15 protein-coding genes and 2 tRNA genes are annotated in these 16,411 nt (G+C 53.6%); 13 read left to right on the forward strand and 4 right to left on the reverse strand.

Annotated elements, in window-relative coordinates:
- The first annotated feature begins 92 nt into the window (after nt 1–92).
- Together V6944_RS08640 and cgtA are read left to right on the forward strand one after the other, a co-directional pair.
- The gene (locus V6944_RS08640) at nt 93–1,058 is read left to right on the forward strand and encodes a DMT family transporter (RefSeq protein WP_333498664.1); all 966 of its coding nucleotides are present in this window, start codon (nt 93–95) and stop codon (nt 1,056–1,058) included.
- A gap of 15 nt (nt 1,059–1,073) precedes the next feature.
- A complete protein-coding gene (cgtA, locus tag V6944_RS08645; protein WP_220440883.1) occupies nt 1,074–2,249 on the forward strand; it encodes an Obg family GTPase CgtA in 1,176 nt (391 codons plus the stop codon).
- Between the two features lie 123 nt (nt 2,250–2,372).
- On the opposite strand, the gene dacB is transcribed toward cgtA, so the two are convergent.
- Nucleotides 2,373–3,806, reverse strand: a complete 1,434-nt coding sequence (gene dacB / locus V6944_RS08650; protein WP_333498665.1) for a serine-type D-Ala-D-Ala carboxypeptidase — start codon at nt 3,804–3,806, stop codon at nt 2,373–2,375.
- Between the two features lie 246 nt (nt 3,807–4,052).
- On the opposite strand from dacB, the gene greA reads away from it, so the two are divergent.
- Complete coding sequence (gene greA / locus V6944_RS08655; protein WP_220440885.1) at nt 4,053–4,529, forward strand: transcription elongation factor GreA; 477 nt, start codon at nt 4,053–4,055, stop codon at nt 4,527–4,529.
- 154 nt (nt 4,530–4,683) lie between these two features.
- Here greA and yhbY read toward each other — a convergent pair whose 3' ends face one another.
- Nucleotides 4,684–4,977: a ribosome assembly RNA-binding protein YhbY gene (yhbY, locus tag V6944_RS08660; RefSeq protein WP_185667939.1), complete on the reverse strand. Its 294-nt coding sequence runs from the start codon at nt 4,975–4,977 to the stop codon at nt 4,684–4,686.
- A gap of 126 nt (nt 4,978–5,103) precedes the next feature.
- On the opposite strand from yhbY, the gene rlmE reads away from it, so the two are divergent.
- From rlmE to V6944_RS08690, 6 genes are all read left to right on the forward strand, one after another.
- The gene (rlmE, locus tag V6944_RS08665; RefSeq protein WP_035891117.1) at nt 5,104–5,730 is read left to right on the forward strand and encodes a 23S rRNA (uridine(2552)-2'-O)-methyltransferase RlmE; all 627 of its coding nucleotides are present in this window, start codon (nt 5,104–5,106) and stop codon (nt 5,728–5,730) included.
- A gap of 103 nt (nt 5,731–5,833) precedes the next feature.
- Nucleotides 5,834–7,765, forward strand: coding sequence for an ATP-dependent zinc metalloprotease FtsH (ftsH, locus tag V6944_RS08670; RefSeq protein WP_333498666.1), 1,932 nt, complete (start codon nt 5,834–5,836; stop codon nt 7,763–7,765).
- Between the two features lie 95 nt (nt 7,766–7,860).
- Nucleotides 7,861–8,709, forward strand: coding sequence for a dihydropteroate synthase (gene folP / locus V6944_RS08675; protein ID WP_333498667.1), 849 nt, complete (start codon nt 7,861–7,863; stop codon nt 8,707–8,709).
- Nucleotides 8,702–10,039, forward strand: coding sequence for a phosphoglucosamine mutase (gene glmM, locus V6944_RS08680; RefSeq protein WP_333498668.1), 1,338 nt, complete (start codon nt 8,702–8,704; stop codon nt 10,037–10,039). Before folP ends, glmM begins: the two co-directional genes overlap by 8 nt.
- 225 nt (nt 10,040–10,264) lie before the next feature.
- The gene (gene secG / locus V6944_RS08685; RefSeq protein WP_333498669.1) at nt 10,265–10,597 is read left to right on the forward strand and encodes a preprotein translocase subunit SecG; all 333 of its coding nucleotides are present in this window, start codon (nt 10,265–10,267) and stop codon (nt 10,595–10,597) included.
- A gap of 13 nt (nt 10,598–10,610) precedes the next feature.
- Nucleotides 10,611–10,697 (forward strand) — tRNA-Leu (locus V6944_RS08690).
- 107 nt (nt 10,698–10,804) lie between these two features.
- Here V6944_RS08690 and V6944_RS08695 read toward each other — a convergent pair.
- Nucleotides 10,805–11,341, reverse strand: coding sequence for a carboxymuconolactone decarboxylase family protein (locus V6944_RS08695; protein ID WP_333498670.1), 537 nt, complete (start codon nt 11,339–11,341; stop codon nt 10,805–10,807).
- A gap of 116 nt (nt 11,342–11,457) precedes the next feature.
- Here V6944_RS08695 and V6944_RS08700 point away from each other — a divergent pair, with 116 nt between their 5' ends.
- Nucleotides 11,458–12,363 (forward strand): AraC family transcriptional regulator, encoded by a 906-nt coding sequence (locus V6944_RS08700; RefSeq protein WP_333498671.1) that lies wholly within the window; start codon nt 11,458–11,460, stop codon nt 12,361–12,363.
- Between the two features lie 113 nt (nt 12,364–12,476).
- On the opposite strand, the gene argG is transcribed toward V6944_RS08700, so the two are convergent.
- A complete protein-coding gene (gene argG, locus V6944_RS08705; protein WP_333496250.1) occupies nt 12,477–13,820 on the reverse strand; it encodes an argininosuccinate synthase in 1,344 nt (447 codons plus the stop codon).
- A 334-nt stretch (nt 13,821–14,154) separates the two neighbouring features.
- Between argG and V6944_RS08710 the strand changes: the two genes are divergently transcribed.
- The 3 genes from V6944_RS08710 to nusA all read left to right on the forward strand — a co-directional run bounded on the left by V6944_RS08710 (nt 14,155) and on the right by nusA (nt 16,408).
- A tRNA-Met gene (locus V6944_RS08710) sits at nt 14,155–14,231 on the forward strand.
- Nucleotides 14,232–14,439: 208 nt separating this feature from the next.
- The gene (gene rimP / locus V6944_RS08715) at nt 14,440–14,892 is read left to right on the forward strand and encodes a ribosome maturation factor RimP (RefSeq protein ID WP_333498672.1); all 453 of its coding nucleotides are present in this window, start codon (nt 14,440–14,442) and stop codon (nt 14,890–14,892) included.
- A gap of 28 nt (nt 14,893–14,920) precedes the next feature.
- Complete coding sequence (nusA, locus tag V6944_RS08720; protein WP_123651655.1) at nt 14,921–16,408, forward strand: transcription termination factor NusA; 1,488 nt, start codon at nt 14,921–14,923, stop codon at nt 16,406–16,408.
- Nucleotides 16,409–16,411 lie beyond the last annotated feature (3 nt).

Raw genomic sequence — 16,411 nt, forward strand, 5'->3', positions numbered from 1 at the left:
GATGAAAGCCCCGCAACGTGTTGCGGGGCTTTTTACATTCGACGCCAGAAAAATGATGGGTTGTACCACCGTTTCAGGGCAGGGAATCCGGTATGAAGCAGCAGGCGGGCATTGGCATTCTATTGGCGCTCACCACAGCAGTATGCTGGGGCGCACTTCCGATTGCCATGAAGCAGGTTCTGGAGGTCATGGAGCCGCCCACAATCGTCTTCTATCGCTTTCTGATGGCAAGCTGTGGTCTTGGCCTCATTTTGTCCTGGAAGCGCAAGCTGCCCTCTTTGCGGTTGTTTCGCGACCCACGCTGGCTTGTGCTGCTACTTATCGCTACCGGCGGGCTGTTCGGTAACTTCGTGCTGTTTAGCTCATCGCTGCAGTATGTGAGTCCGACGGCATCTCAGGTTATTGGCCAACTCTCGCCCGTCGGGATGATGGTCGCCAGCGTCTTTATTCTTAAAGAGAAGATGCGCGGTACGCAGATAGTTGGCGCAATCATGCTTATCTGCGGGCTGGTGATGTTCTTTAACACCAGTCTGATTGAAATTTTTACCCGCCTGACCGATTACACCTGGGGTGTCATTTTTGGGGTTAGCGCGGCGATGGTCTGGGTGAGCTACGGTGTCGCGCAAAAGGTGTTATTGCGGCGTCTGGCCTCACAGCAGATCCTCTTTTTATTGTACACTTTATGTACAATTTCATTGCTGCCATTAGCCAAGCCTGAGGTTATCGGGCAACTGAGCGACTGGCAGCTAGCCTGTCTGATCTTCTGTGGTCTGAACACACTGGTCGGTTATGGGGCGCTGGCGGAAGCCATGGCGCGCTGGCAGGCGGCACAGGTGAGCGCGTTAATCACGCTGACTCCTCTGTTTACCCTGTTATTTTCAGATTTGTTATCAATGGCCTGGCCCGATTTCTTCGCCAGACCGATGTTGAACCTTATTGGTTACCTCGGTGCGTTTGTCGTGGTTGCGGGCGCGATGTATTCCGCCATTGGTCATCGTCTTTGGGGGCGGTGGCGTAAGCGTGAAGCGGTTGTTCCGTTACCCCGCGCAGGCGAATGATTTACGGAGAGTAAAATGAAGTTTGTTGATGAAGCAACGATCCTGGTCGTAGCAGGTGATGGCGGTAATGGTTGCGTAAGCTTCCGCCGTGAAAAATATATTCCACGTGGCGGCCCTGACGGTGGCGATGGCGGTGATGGCGGCGACGTCTGGATGGAAGCCGACGAGAACCTGAACACCTTGATCGACTACCGTTTCGAAAAATCTTTCCGCGCCGAGCGTGGTCAGAACGGTGCAAGCCGTGACTGTACCGGTAAACGTGGTAAAGATGTCACTATCAAGGTGCCGGTCGGTACGCGTGTTATCGATCAGGGCACCGGCGAAACCATGGGCGACATGACCAAACACGGTCAGCGTCTGATGGTCGCTAAAGGTGGCTGGCACGGTCTGGGTAACACCCGTTTTAAATCGTCCGTTAACCGTACGCCGCGTCAAAAAACCATGGGTACGCCAGGCGATAAGCGCGACCTGCAGCTCGAACTGATGCTGCTGGCGGACGTGGGCATGCTGGGTATGCCGAACGCCGGTAAGTCGACCTTTATCCGTGCGGTTTCCGCGGCTAAACCGAAAGTGGCTGACTATCCGTTTACTACGCTGGTGCCAAGCCTTGGCGTGGTGCGCGTAGACAACGAGAAGAGCTTTGTGATCGCCGATATTCCTGGGCTGATTGAAGGCGCATCCGAAGGCGCTGGCCTCGGTATCCGCTTCCTGAAGCACCTTGAGCGCTGCCGTGTACTGCTGCATATCATCGATATCGATCCGATCGACGGCTCCGATCCGGCTGAAAACGCAAAAATCATCATTGGTGAGCTTGAGAAATACAGCGAGAAGCTGGCGAGTAAGCCACGCTGGCTGCTTTTCAACAAGATCGACACCATGGATAAAGCGGAAGCTGAAGCTAAAGCTAAAGCGATTGCCGAAGCGATGGGTTGGGAAGATAAGTACTACCTGATCTCCGCAGCAAGCCAGGTTGGCGTGAAAGACCTGTGTTGGGATGTGATGAACTTCATCATCGAGAACCCAATTGCTCAGGCTGAAGAAGCGAAACAGCCAGAGAAAGTCGAGTTCATGTGGGATGACTACCATCGTCAGCAGCTGGACGAAGTCGCCGCAGAAGCTGAAGACGAAGAGTGGGATGACGATTGGGATGAAGACGACGAAGAAGGCGTTGAGTTCATCTACAAACGTTAATTCAACGTCCACTGTAGCCCGGCCGAACGAAGTGACGCCGGGATCCCCCGGAGTCGGTGTTATCACACTTCGTCCGGGCTACAAATATCAAATAAAAAGGGCCGCGTTTGCGGCCCTTTTTTATCAGTTGTTCTGATAAATATCCTTGTACAACCGGCTCTCAAAGCGTACCAGCGGAATGCGTCGATTACGCTGATCCGCCGGCGGCACCGCGTACCCCGACAGATACTGTACAAACGCCATGCGTTGCCCGCTCGCGGTGGTAATAAAGCCCGCCAGGTTGTATACGCCCTGCAGTGAGCCGGTTTTTGCCGAAACCTTGCCATCTACGCCAGCCTGATGCAGACCCGCGCGGTACTGTAGCGAACCATCGTGTCCGGCAAGCGGTAGCATTGAGATGAAGTCCAGCTCGTTATCATGCTGGGCGATGTACTGCAGCGCCTGCATCATGGTCGCTGGCGCCAGCAGGTTATGGCGCGACAGGCCGGAGCCGTCAGCGATAATCGTGTTGCCTAAATCCACGCCAGCCTGCTGACGCAGAATCTGGCGAACCGCGTCGGAACCCGCGCGCCAGGTGCCAGGCACGCCAAAGCGCGAATGGCCAATCATGCGAAATACGGTATCAGCAATCATGTTGTCTGATTTCTTCAGCATGATTTTCAGCAGGTCGTGCAACGGTGCCGACTGCTTGCTGGCGATGACCGTCCCCGGCTCGTTGACCAGCGTCTGGCGCAGAAGGGTTCCGGTATAGGTAATCCCGGCCTGCTTCAGCTCGTCTTTGATAATCGCCCCGGCGTAGCTGGCTCCATCCTGAATGGCGAATGCCAGCGGCAGTGGGTCCGTGCGCTGCGGCAGGCAGCCGGTGAGCGTATAGCGGTTCAGGTCGCCTGGCACGACGTCCAACTCGCAGTACTGTGCTTCCGGCGAGCCTTTGGCCAGCGTACGTACCTGACTGAACATGGTCACCGGGTAGTAAGAGGCAATACGAATAAACGCCAAATCGTTAGCTTTCTGGGCGCTATAAAGTGAAATCGAGAAGCAGTTGCGGTCGATAATAGCGGCCGCAGGCGGTGCACTAAAGCACTGGGTCATATCGTTCCACGGCCAGCCTGGGGCTTTATCGTGGCTGGCGAAGATGGAGGTATCGATTAGCACGTTACCGTCAATATTCTGTACGCCCGACTTTTTCAAGGTAGCGACCATATTGCGAATATCCTGACGTTTTAACGTAGGATCGCCGCCAAATCGCGCAATTAAGTCGCCCTTCAGGGTGCCATTGTCCACGCTGCCTTTGCTCTCAAGCGTGGTGGTAAAGCGGAAATCCGGGCCAAGCTGGAGCAGGGCGGCCAGCGCGGTGAGCACCTTTTGGGTACTGGCCGGCAGCGCCATCTGCTGGCCGTGATAATCAATCAGCGGCGCGGGTGCGCCCACTTTCTGTACCAGAAGCGCGAGGTTGGCCCCGTCGGGAAGCTGATTGATATATTCATCAACATTCGCGGCCTGAACGCTAAACGCTATACTGGTAGTCAATCCGATGATAAATCTAGGAAATCGCATATTCTCGCGCTAACAACCTGGAAACAAGCCGTCATACTACGGCGCAACGCCCTGTAAAGTAAACGATGACCCGTAGTGAACTTCGGGGTAAAATACGTATCAAATTAAAAATTGCTGCTGACCTGGGGCTTCGTACCCGGGTCGGTTTTCTTTTGCTTCTGGCCTGGTGTTAATAGCGACCCAGGCGGGCTTAGCAGCCGGAGCGGGGCGAACCGCTCCCTACAGGAATGTTTAAGAGGTATAACAATGCAAGCTATTCCGATGACCCTTCGTGGTGCAGAAAAACTGCGTGAAGAGCTGGACTTTCTGAAGTCAGTTCGCCGCCCAGAAATCATTGCGTCTATCGCTGAAGCGCGCGAGCACGGCGACCTGAAAGAAAACGCAGAGTATCACGCTGCCCGTGAGCAGCAGGGCTTCTGCGAAGGTCGTATCAAAGATATCGAAGCGAAGCTGTCCAATGCGCAGGTTATCGACATCACCAAGATCCCGAACAATGGCCGTGTGATCTTCGGTGCCACCGTGAAGGTGCTGAACCTGGATAACGACGAAGAGCAGACTTATCGCATCGTGGGTGATGACGAAGCTGACTTCAAACAGAACCTGATTTCCGTCAACTCACCGATTGCGCGTGGGCTGATCGGCAAAGAGCAGGACGACGTGGTGACCATCCGTACCCCGGGTGGCGAAGTTGAATTCGAAATCATCAACGTGGATTATCTGTAAAATTTGTTCAACACTGAAATTATTGAGCAAGTGTAAAGATAAGAAAAAGGCCGCATAGCGGCCTTTTATCAAGCATAAGAGCGTGGCATGTTGCTAGCCCTCGTAGAGAAAATCCCTCATTTAACACAATGTTGTGTCAGAAATTAGGATATTCTTAACGTGGCAACGAGATTTTGCGTTCTTTACCAGGGCGATAAAGCACCAGTATCTTACCGATGACCTGTACATTACAGGCGCCGGTTTCGCGAACGATAGCGTCCACAATCAAAGTTTTGGTCTCTCTGTCTTCCGAGGCGACTTTCACCTTGATAAGTTCATGGTGCTCTAACGCTAGTTCAATCTCGGCCAGTACCCCTTCGGTCAAACCATTGTTGCCAAGCATAACTACAGGCTTGAGCGAATGTGCGAGACCTTTCAGGTGCTGTTTTTGTTTAGTACTCAGATTCATCGTATATTTTTGCTTACGTTGGGATTGAAAACGGGTCATTCTACCGCCATCTCCCATATATCGCCAAACGATGCGTAGAAATTTACGCCGAAAGGCTACGATGAACTGCCCCGATGGGAATGTTAAATGACAGGTAAAAAGCGTTCTGCCAGTTCAAGCCGCTGGCTTCAGGAACACTTTAGCGATAAATATGTTCAAGAGGCACAGAAAAAGGGGTTACGTTCCCGTGCCTGGTTTAAACTTGATGAAATACAGCAAAGTGACAAACTTTTTAAACCGGGGATGACGGTTGTCGACCTCGGTGCCGCACCGGGAGGCTGGTCACAGTACGTGGTCACGCAGATTGGCGGCAAAGGCCGCATTATCGCTTGCGATCTTCTACCTATGGATCCAATCGTTGGTGTGGACTTCCTTCAGGGCGATTTTCGTGATGAACTCGTGATGAAGGCATTACTGGAACGCGTGGGTGACAGTAAAGTACAAGTTGTCATGTCAGATATGGCACCAAACATGAGCGGAACGCCGGCGGTTGACATCCCCCGGGCCATGTATCTGGTGGAACTGGCGCTTGAAATGGCTCGTGATGTGCTAGCGCCGGGCGGAAATTTTGTAGTGAAAGTGTTCCAGGGCGAAGGCTTCGATGAGTATCTAAGGGAAATTCGCTCCCTGTTTACGAAGGTTAAAGTTCGTAAGCCGGACTCTTCTCGTGCGCGTTCACGTGAAGTGTACATTGTAGCGACCGGGCGAAAGTGATAGACGGTGGTTTTTCAAACGAAAGTTTGAAAGAAACTGGATATAGAGTATCCTGACGCTGTTTTTAACACAGTTGTAATATGAGGTTAATCCCTTGAGTGACATGGCGAAAAACCTAATACTCTGGCTGGTCATTGCCGTTGTGCTGATGTCAGTATTCCAGAGCTTTGGGCCCAGCGAATCGAACGGCCATAAGGTGGATTATTCTACCTTCCTGCAAGAGGTCAATAACGACCAGGTTCGCGAAGCGCGTATCAACGGACGTGAGATCAACGTTACCAAGAAAGATAGTAACCGTTACACGACTTACATCCCGGTTAACGATCCGAAGCTGCTTGACAACCTGCTGACGAAAAACGTCAAAGTGGTTGGTGAGCCGCCTGAAGAACCAAGCCTGCTGGCTTCTATCTTCATCTCCTGGTTCCCGATGCTGCTGCTGATCGGCGTCTGGATCTTCTTCATGCGCCAAATGCAGGGCGGCGGTGGCAAAGGTGCCATGTCGTTCGGTAAGAGCAAGGCGCGCATGCTGACGGAAGACCAGATTAAAACCACCTTTGCCGACGTTGCAGGCTGCGACGAAGCGAAAGAAGAGGTGGGTGAGCTGGTTGAGTACCTGCGTGAGCCGAGCCGCTTCCAGAAGCTGGGCGGTAAAATCCCGAAAGGCGTGCTGATGGTTGGCCCTCCGGGTACCGGTAAAACGTTGCTGGCAAAAGCGATTGCTGGCGAAGCGAAAGTACCGTTCTTCACCATTTCCGGTTCTGACTTCGTAGAAATGTTCGTGGGTGTCGGTGCATCTCGTGTGCGTGACATGTTCGAGCAGGCTAAGAAAGCGGCACCGTGCATCATCTTCATCGATGAAATCGACGCCGTAGGCCGCCAGCGTGGCGCAGGTCTGGGCGGTGGTCACGATGAACGTGAGCAGACGCTGAACCAGATGCTGGTTGAAATGGATGGCTTCGAAGGTAACGAAGGTATCATCGTTATCGCGGCGACTAACCGTCCAGACGTACTTGACCCAGCCCTGCTGCGTCCAGGTCGTTTCGACCGTCAGGTTGTGGTCGGTCTGCCGGACGTTCGCGGTCGTGAACAGATTCTGAAAGTGCATATGCGTCGCGTGCCGCTGGCACCTGATATTGATGCAGCAATCATTGCTCGTGGTACCCCTGGCTTCTCCGGTGCAGATCTGGCGAACCTGGTGAACGAAGCAGCACTGTTTGCAGCGCGCGGCAACAAGCGCGTGGTATCGATGGTTGAGTTCGAAAAAGCGAAAGACAAAATCATGATGGGTGCGGAACGTCGCTCCATGGTGATGACGGAAGCGCAGAAAGAATCTACCGCTTATCACGAAGCAGGCCACGCGATTATCGGTCGCCTGGTACCGGAGCACGATCCGGTGCACAAAGTGACGATTATCCCACGCGGTCGTGCGCTGGGTGTGACCTTCTTCCTGCCTGAAGGCGACGCTATCAGCGCCAGCCGTCAGAAACTGGAAAGTCAGATCTCCACCCTGTACGGCGGTCGTCTGGCAGAAGAAATTATTTACGGCGTAGAACATGTTTCTACCGGTGCGTCGAACGACATTAAAGTCGCGACTAATCTGGCGCGTAACATGGTGACCCAATGGGGCTTCTCCGACAAACTCGGTCCGCTGCTGTACGCGGAAGAAGAGGGCGAAGTATTCCTGGGCCGTTCCGTCGCCAAAGCGAAACACATGTCCGATGAAACTGCACGTATCATCGACCAGGAAGTTAAAGCGCTTATCGAACGTAACTACGCTCGTGCTCGCCAGCTCCTGAACGACAACATGGATATTCTGCATTCAATGAAAGATGCGCTCATGAAATATGAGACCATCGATGCACCGCAGATTGACGACCTGATGGCTCGCCGTGATGTGCGTCCGCCAGCGGGCTGGGAAGAACCTGGTTCATCCAACAACTCTGGCAATACGGGTAAACCAAGTGCGCCACGTCCTGTTGATGAACCACGTGCTCCGGACTCTGGCACCATGTCAGAGCAGCTGGGCGACAAATAAGTTATCCCATCGTTGATGACTGTGCTTCACCTGAAACCCTGGGGCTTGCTCCAGGGTTTTTTTATGCCACCAATAAGAACTCAGAAGGATTCGCTATGAAACTCACCGCCCAGGGCTCCATCCTGGATCTTTCCCATCCACACGTGATGGGGATCCTCAACGTTACGCCGGACTCGTTCTCCGACGGCGGCACGCACAATACGCTGGTTGAGGCGGTGAAACATGCGAACCTGATGATTAACGCTGGCGCGACGATTATCGATGTCGGCGGCGAATCGACGCGCCCTGGTGCATTGGACGTCAGCGTGGAAGAAGAACTGGCACGCGTGATCCCGGTGGTCGAAGCGATTGCCCAGCGCTTCGAAGTGTGGATTTCGGTAGATACCTCCAAACCTGAGGTGATCCGTGAGTCCGCCCGCGCGGGTGCGCATATCATCAACGATATCCGCTCGCTGAGCGAACCGGGAGCATTGGAAGCTGCAGCGGAAACCGGGCTGCCGGTGTCGCTAATGCATATGCAAGGCAATCCAAAAACGATGCAGGAAGCGCCGAAATACGACGATGTTTTTGCCGAGGTCAATCAGTATTTTGTTGAGCAGATTGCGCGCTGTGAACGTGCGGGGATCGGAAAAGAGAAATTGTTGCTCGACCCGGGGTTCGGTTTCGGTAAAAATCTCTCCCACAATTACGCATTACTTGCTCGCCTGTCAGAATTCCATCATTTCGGCCTGCCGCTATTCGTCGGTATGTCGCGGAAATCGATGATTGGCCAACTGCTGAATGTGGGGCCATCAGAACGCCTTAGCGGCAGCCTGGCGTGTGCGGTGATTGCAGCTATGCAGGGCGCGCATATCGTTCGCGTCCACGATGTCAAAGAAACTGTTGAGGCGATGCGTGTGGTTGAAGCCACGCTGTCTGCGAAGGGAAAAAAACGTTATGAGTAATCGCAAGTATTTTGGTACCGATGGGATCCGTGGCCGCGTAGGCGATGCGCCAATCACTCCTGATTTTGTGCTGAAGCTCGGCTGGGCGGCGGGTAAAGTGCTGGCAAGTCACGGCTCGCGTAAAATCATTATCGGTAAAGATACCCGCATTTCTGGCTATATGCTGGAGTCAGCGCTGGAAGCGGGTCTGGCGGCGGCGGGGCTGTCTGCCTCCTTCACCGGCCCAATGCCAACGCCTGCGGTCGCTTATCTGACCCGTACTTTCCGCGCGGAAGCTGGCATCGTTATCTCTGCATCGCATAACCCATTCTATGACAACGGTATCAAGTTCTTCTCCATCGACGGCACCAAACTGCCGGATGAGGTGGAAGAAGCGATTGAAGCCGAAATGGAAAAAGAGATCACCTGTGTGGACTCAGCCGAGCTGGGTAAAGCCAGCCGTATCGTCGATGCTGCGGGCCGCTACATTGAGTTCTGCAAAGGGACCTTCCCGAACGAACTGAGCCTCAACCATCTGAAAATCGTCGTTGACTGCGCGAACGGCGCCACCTACCACATTGCGCCGAACGTACTGCGCGAGCTGGGGGCGAACGTGATTGCTATCGGCTGTGAGCCAAACGGTGTGAATATCAACGAAGAAGTGGGCGCTACCGACGTGCGTGCGCTGCAGGCGCGCGTGCTGGCGGAAAAAGCCGATCTGGGGATTGCGCTGGATGGCGACGGCGACCGCGTCATCATGGTTGACCACGAAGGTAACAAAGTCGATGGCGATCAGATCATGTACATCATCGCACGCGAAGCGTTGCGTCAGGGCCAACTGCGCGGTGGCGCGGTAGGTACGCTGATGAGCAACATGGGTCTGGAAGTGGCGCTGAAGCAGTTGGGTATTCCGTTTACTCGTGCGAAGGTCGGCGACCGCTATGTACTGGAAAAAATGCAGGAGAAAGGCTGGCGCATTGGAGCGGAAAACTCCGGTCACGTTATCCTGCTGGATAAAACCACCACCGGTGATGGCATCGTAGCTGGCCTGCAGGTGATTGCGGCGATAGTACGTAATCATATGAGCCTGCACGATCTGTGCAGTGGTATGAAGATGTTCCCGCAGGTGCTGGTTAATGTGCGTTACACCGACGGTAAATCCAACCCGCTGGAAAATGAGGTTGTGAAGGCGACAGCGGCGGAAGTCGAAGCGACGCTGGGTAACCGTGGTCGTGTGCTGTTGCGTAAATCTGGCACCGAGCCGCTGATTCGCGTCATGGTGGAAGGTGAAGAAGAAACGCAGGTCACTGCGTTTGCTCACCGTATTGCCGATGCGGTAAAAGCGGTATAACCGTGATGTAAGTGATTAAAAAGGTGGCGCTTGCCGCCTTTTTATTGCTGATTATGCGTTGTTTTGCTGTTTTTTTCCGCAGTTGATACAATGTGTCGAAATTGCCCTTGCGAAGGTCATTCGCTTTGGTTAGTATTCACACCCGCTTCAGTGGGAAACATAAACATCCCGCTTTATTGGTAGAAGCACTTGGTACGCGGTGTCCCCGCAAGGAACAGGTTGATTATGTACGAAGCTCTTTTAGTTGTTTTCCTTATTGTAGCGATTGGCCTTGTGGTCCTCGTTATGCTGCAGCAAGGTAAAGGCGCTGATATGGGAGCCTCCTTTGGAGCAGGCGCTTCCGGCACGTTGTTTGGTTCAAGCGGTTCTGGTAACTTCATGACCCGTATGACCGCTGTGTTTGCGACGCTGTTCTTCATTATCAGTCTGGTACTGGGCAACATCAACAGTAACAAGACCAATAAAGGAAGCGAGTGGGAAAATCTGACTGCGCCTAAGACTGAGCAAACGACTCAGCCAGCGGCACCGGCACAGCCGGCCAGCGATATCCCGCATTAATAGTAGTATCCGTGCTGAGGTGGTGGAATTGGTAGACACGCTACCTTGAGGTGGTAGTGCCCTAACGGGCTTGTGGGTTCGAGTCCCATCCTCAGTACCAATATTCCGAAAGAAAGACGCTGAAAAGCGTCTTTTTTTTCGTCTATAGAAAACCACCGTGGTTTCGTAGGCCGGATAAGGCAACGCCGCCATCCGGCACTCTGCGGACTAGTCAGCCTTTGGGAAGTCAACTACGGTGTCGTTCACCCGGTTCACCATATTGGTAAACAGAATAGCGCTGATGGCGCTGATGGCTTCAATCACCTGACGGTCGCTGAACCCGGCGTCGCGCAGTGCGGCAACATCGGCTTCCGGCAGCGTACCCGTGGTGGTCACCAGCGTTTGTGAGAATTTAGCCAGCGCATCGAGGTGAGCATCTTCAGCATACTCTGCATGACGTAGCTCGCGAATCTGTTCGCTGCTGAAGCCGGCTTTTTTCGCCATCATGCTGTGGGCTGCCAGGCAGTAATCGCAGCCGGTGGCTTCGCTCACCGCCAGGTTGATCGCCTCCAATTCCTTCGCGTTCAGGCTCCCTTTATGCAGCATGGCGTTGTGCGCCAATGCTTGTTGCAGCGACTCCGGTGAATGCCCGCCGATGGTCAGGTAGGCATTTGGCACTTTCCCCATCGCTTTTTTAATCCCGCTAAAGATCTCTGCGGCTTTACCTGTTGCATCTTGTTCGCGAATTTCTGCTAAACGGCTCATGACATACTCCTGTTACTAGAGGGTTTGTAGTGGCAATGACGTCATCTTAGTGGAACGAGGCGTGCTAGACTGGCGTTCTTCGTCTCATCTTTTTGTCTTATCGTCTCAGGAGTGTTATGGATAGCCTTAGCCATCTCTTGACGCTGTTGGCCCCACGCTGCGAAGTGAATCTTCACTGTCGCTTCGGCGGGCGCTGGCAGGCGGGGCACGACCAGATGCGTGCTGGCATCGTGCCCTGGCATTTTGTGCTGCGGGGGGAAGGGCGTCTTACCGTGGGGAATCAAACCCGGCATATGCGCGCGGGAGATGTTATCCTGTTGCCTCACGGCTCGCCGCATCTGATGGAGAGCCTGGTGGAGTGGGGGCAGGTTTTGCCAGTGGCTCATCGCTTTAACGGTACGCTGACCGAAATGCGTACCGGCAGCGAGAGCGATGCGCTGGAGATGCTGTGCGGCGAGTTCTATTTTGGCCCGCACGTTAGCTGGCTGTTCGCCGAAGAGTCGGAGCTTATTCATCTGCACACCGACGAGCGGGAAGATTGCCCGGAGCTGGAGATTCTGCTCAACGTTCTGGTGCGTGAAAGCCTGGCCGAGCATCCCGGAGGCAGTGCGATTGTGCGAAGCCTCGGTGATACGCTGCTGGTTCTGCTGCTACGAACGCTGCTGGGAGCAGAGGAACCGCCCGGTGGTTTACTACGCCTGATGCGTGATGAACGATTGATGCCCGCAGTGCTGGCCGTTCTGGCCATGCCGGAACAGCCCTGGACGATGGAAAGTATGGCCGCCCGCGCCTTTTTATCGCGCGCGACCTTTGCTCGTCACTTTGCCCGCGCTTACCACCTGACGCCGCAGGCCTGGCTTACCCAATTACGCATGGCGATGGCCGCCCGATTGCTGCATCAGGACCGACAGGCCCGGCTTGATGTCATTGCTGAACGCTGCGGATTCCAGTCGCTGGCATCGTTTTCAAAAACCTTCAAAAAGCACTATGGCCAGACGCCAGGAGAATGGCGGCGCCGATAGGGCACTTTTAGTAGCCCGGCCGAACGCAGTGACGCCGGGATCTCAGTGAACCCAAGCAATCCCCAGATGCAAAAAAGGCCGCTCATGCGGCCTTTTACCTTCTCAACGCAGGCTTATTTACCTTTGTTTTCCAGGTTCTCTACCTGCGGTAGGCCGGTAGCGGAAGAGGCGGTCAGCAGACCTGTCTTCGCATAGCCGAACAGCTTCTCGCGGGTATCGGTGATATCCAGGTTACGCATGGTCAACTGACCGATACGATCGTCTGGAGAGAACACGGACTCGCCTTTTTCCATCGTCAGACGCTCAGCCTTGTAGGTCAGGTTGTCAGACACGGTGTTCAGGATGGTGTAGTCGTTACCGCGACGCAGCTCCAGGGTCACTTCACCGGTAATCTGGCTAGCAACCCAACGTTGCAGGGAATCGCGCAGCATCAGTGCCTGAGAATCGAACCAGCGGCCCTGATACAGCAGACGACCCAGCTGGCGGCCGTGAGCATGATACTGTTCGATGGTATCTTCGTTGTGGATACCGGTAAGCAGACGCTCGTAGGCAATGTGCAGCAGCGCCATCCCCGGGGCTTCGTAGATGCCACGGCTCTTCGCTTCGATGATACGGTTTTCAATCTGGTCGCTCATACCCAGACCGTGACGGCCACCGATGCGGTTCGCCTCCAGCATCATTTCGACGTCGTCGCTGAAGGTTTTACCGTTCAGCGCGACCGGATGACCTTGCTCAAAACGCACCGTGACTTCTTCTGCTGGGATCTTCACGTTCTCATCCCAGAACTTCACGCCCATGATTGGGTTAACAATCTTCACGCTGGAGTTCAGGAACTCAAGGTCCTTCGCTTCGTGAGTGGCGCCCAGCATGTTGGAGTCGGTGGAGTAGGCTTTCTCAACGGACATCTTGTAGTCGAAGCCGCAGGCAATCATGAATTCAGACATTTCATGACGGCCGCCAAGTTCGTCGATAAAGTCGGTATCAAGCCACGGCTTATAGATTTGCAGCTCAGCGTTGGTCAGCAGGCCGTAACGATAGAAACGTTCGATATCGTTGCCTTTATAAGTACTGCCATCACCCCAGATGTTAACGCCATCTTCTTTCATGGCGGCAACCAGCATGGTACCGGTCACGGCACGGCCCAGCGGGGTGGTGTTAAAATAGGTCAGACCACCGGTGGTGTTGTGGAAGGCGCCACATTGAATGGCGGCGATACCTTCAGCAACCAGTTGCTTACGGCAATCGATCAGGCGAGCATTCTCTGCGCCATATTCCATAGCACGACGAGGGATCGCATCATAATCTTCTTCGTCAGGCTGGCCCAGGTTTGCAGTATATGCATAAGGGACAGCTCCTTTTTGTCGCATCCACAGCAGCGCTGCGCTGGTGTCGAGACCGCCAGAGAAGGCGATACCAATACGTTGACCTGCTGGAAGATGCTTGAGAATCGTCGTCATAAAGTAAAACCCTGCTTGATTGACTGAAGGATAAATCGCTTTCGCTGTCAGTGAATTTTTATGCAAAATAAATGAGTTTTCATTTAATCATGTTTTGGCTGGCATCGGAAGGGATTCATGCATTTTTATTCAAAAAATCCGCGCCGTCAGCGCCGGTTGCCATGGTTACCATACCGCGATGGCGTACGCATTTCTTCTGCATAGAATGTGAGGTTGACAAGCTGTGATCAAGGTCACTATACTGTAGGCCGATTTTACGTCCCGTCCTCGGTACCAAATCCCAGCATTATTTGCACTTTTTGCTCAAAACGAGTAAAATTTGCCACGTTTCAGGCGCGGGGTGGAGCAGCCTGGTAGCTCGTCGGGCTCATAACCCGAAGGTCGTCGGTTCAAATCCGGCCCCCGCAACCACTTTCCCTTAGAGTTCATTTTCAAATATACTGTGGAGACTTAGGCCTTCGTAGCTGGATTTGAAAAAAAATTCTTTCGGAAGGTTCTCCAGGCCGCAGTTGCGGCTATAGGGTTCAGTTATCTAAAGCCCCGATTTATCGGGGTTTTTTGTTATCTGACTACAGAATAACTGGGCTTTAGGCCCTTTTTTTATGTCTTGGGGGTGGGTTTGTCCACATTAGAGCAAAAATTAACAGAGATGATTACAGCGCCGGTTGAAGCCTTAGGCTACGAACTGGTCGGCATCGAATTTATTCGCGGTCGCACATCCACACTGCGCATCTATATTGATAGTGAAGATGGCATCAATGTTGATGATTGTGCTGATGTGAGCCACCAGGTAAGCGCGGTGATGGACGTTGAAGATCCTATTACTGTGGCTTACAACCTGGAAGTTTCCTCTCCGGGCCTCGACCGTCCTATGTTCACTGCTGAACACTATGTGCGTTTCATGGGTGAAGAGGTTGCGCTGGTCCTGCGTATGGCGGTTCAGAACCGTCGTAAGTGGCAGGGCGTTATTAAAGCGGTAGACGGTGAGATGATCACCGTGACAGTCGACGGTAAAGATGAAGTGTTCGCGCTGAGTAACATCCAGAAGGCGAACCTGGTTCCCCACTTTTAACAGTCTGGATTGAGGTGAAAAGCCCGCGATGAACAAAGAAATTTTGGCCGTTGTTGAAGCCGTTTCCAACGAAAAATCACTGCCACGCGAGAAAATTTTTGAAGCGCTGGAAAGTGCGCTGGCTACAGCAACGAAGAAAAAATACGAACAAGAGATCGACGTTCGCGTTGAAATTGACCGCCGTAGCGGTGATTTCGACACCTTCCGTCGTTGGGTTATTGTCGAAGAAGTGACCCAACCGACTAAAGAAATCACCCTCGAAGCGGCACGCTTCGAAGACGAAAGCCTGAACGTGGGCGAATACGTTGAAGATCAGATCGAATCTGTCACCTTCGACCGTATCACGACCCAGACGGCAAAACAGGTTATCGTACAGAAAGTACGTGAAGCTGAACGCGCAATGGTTGTTGACCAGTTCCGTGAGCATGAAGGTGAGATCATCACCGGCGTGGTGAAGAAAGTTAACCGCGACAACATCTCTCTGGACCTCGGTAGCAACGCTGAGGCGGTTATCCTGCGTGAAGACATGCTGCCGCGTGAAAACTTCCGTCCAGGTGACCGTATTCGCGGCGTTCTGTACTCCGTACGTCCGGAAGCGCGCGGCGCGCAGCTCTTCGTCACCCGTTCTAAGCCAGAAATGCTGATCGAACTGTTCCGCATTGAAGTGCCAGAAATCGGCGAAGAAGTTATCGAAATCAAAGCCGCTGCTCGCGACCCGGGTTCTCGTGCCAAAATCGCTGTGAAGACTAACGACAAACGTATCGACCCAGTCGGTGCTTGCGTTGGTATGCGCGGCGCGCGTGTTCAGGCGGTCTCTACCGAGCTGGGCGGCGAACGTATCGATATCGTGCTGTGGGACGACAACCCGGCGCAGTTCGTGATCAACGCGATGGCTCCGGCTGACGTTGCATCCATTGTGGTTGACGAAGACAAGCACACCATGGATATCGCGGTTGAAGCGGGTAACCTGGCGCAGGCGATTGGCCGTAACGGTCAGAACGTCCGTCTGGCGTCTCAGCTGAGCGGCTGGGAACTCAACGTCATGACCGTTGATGACCTGCAGGCGAAGCACCAGGCTGAAGCACACGCGGCTATCGATACCTTCACTAAATATCTCGATATTGATGAAGATTTCGCTACCGTGCTGGTTGAAGAAGGCTTCTCCACGCTGGAAGAACTGGCCTACGTGCCAATGAAAGAACTGCTGGCTATTGATGGCCTGGATGAAGATACCGTTGAAGCACTGCGCGAGCGTGCTAAAAACGCACTGACCACTCTGGCACTGGCCCAGGAAGAGAGCCTCGGTGATAATAAACCGGCTGACGATCTGCTGAATCTGGAAGGATTAGATCGTGAGATGGCCTTCAAACTGGCTGCCCGTGGTGTTTGTACGCTGGAAGATCTCGCCGAACAAGGTATTGATGATCTGGTGGATATCGAAGGCTTAACCGACGAGAAAGCCGGTGAGCTGATTATGGCTGCCCGTAATATCTGCTGGTTCGGTGACGAAGCGTAATAA

The sequence above is a fragment of the Kluyvera sp. CHPC 1.2972 genome (assembly GCF_036759925.1).
In the GTDB taxonomy this organism is placed as follows: Bacteria; Pseudomonadota; Gammaproteobacteria; order Enterobacterales; family Enterobacteriaceae; genus Kluyvera.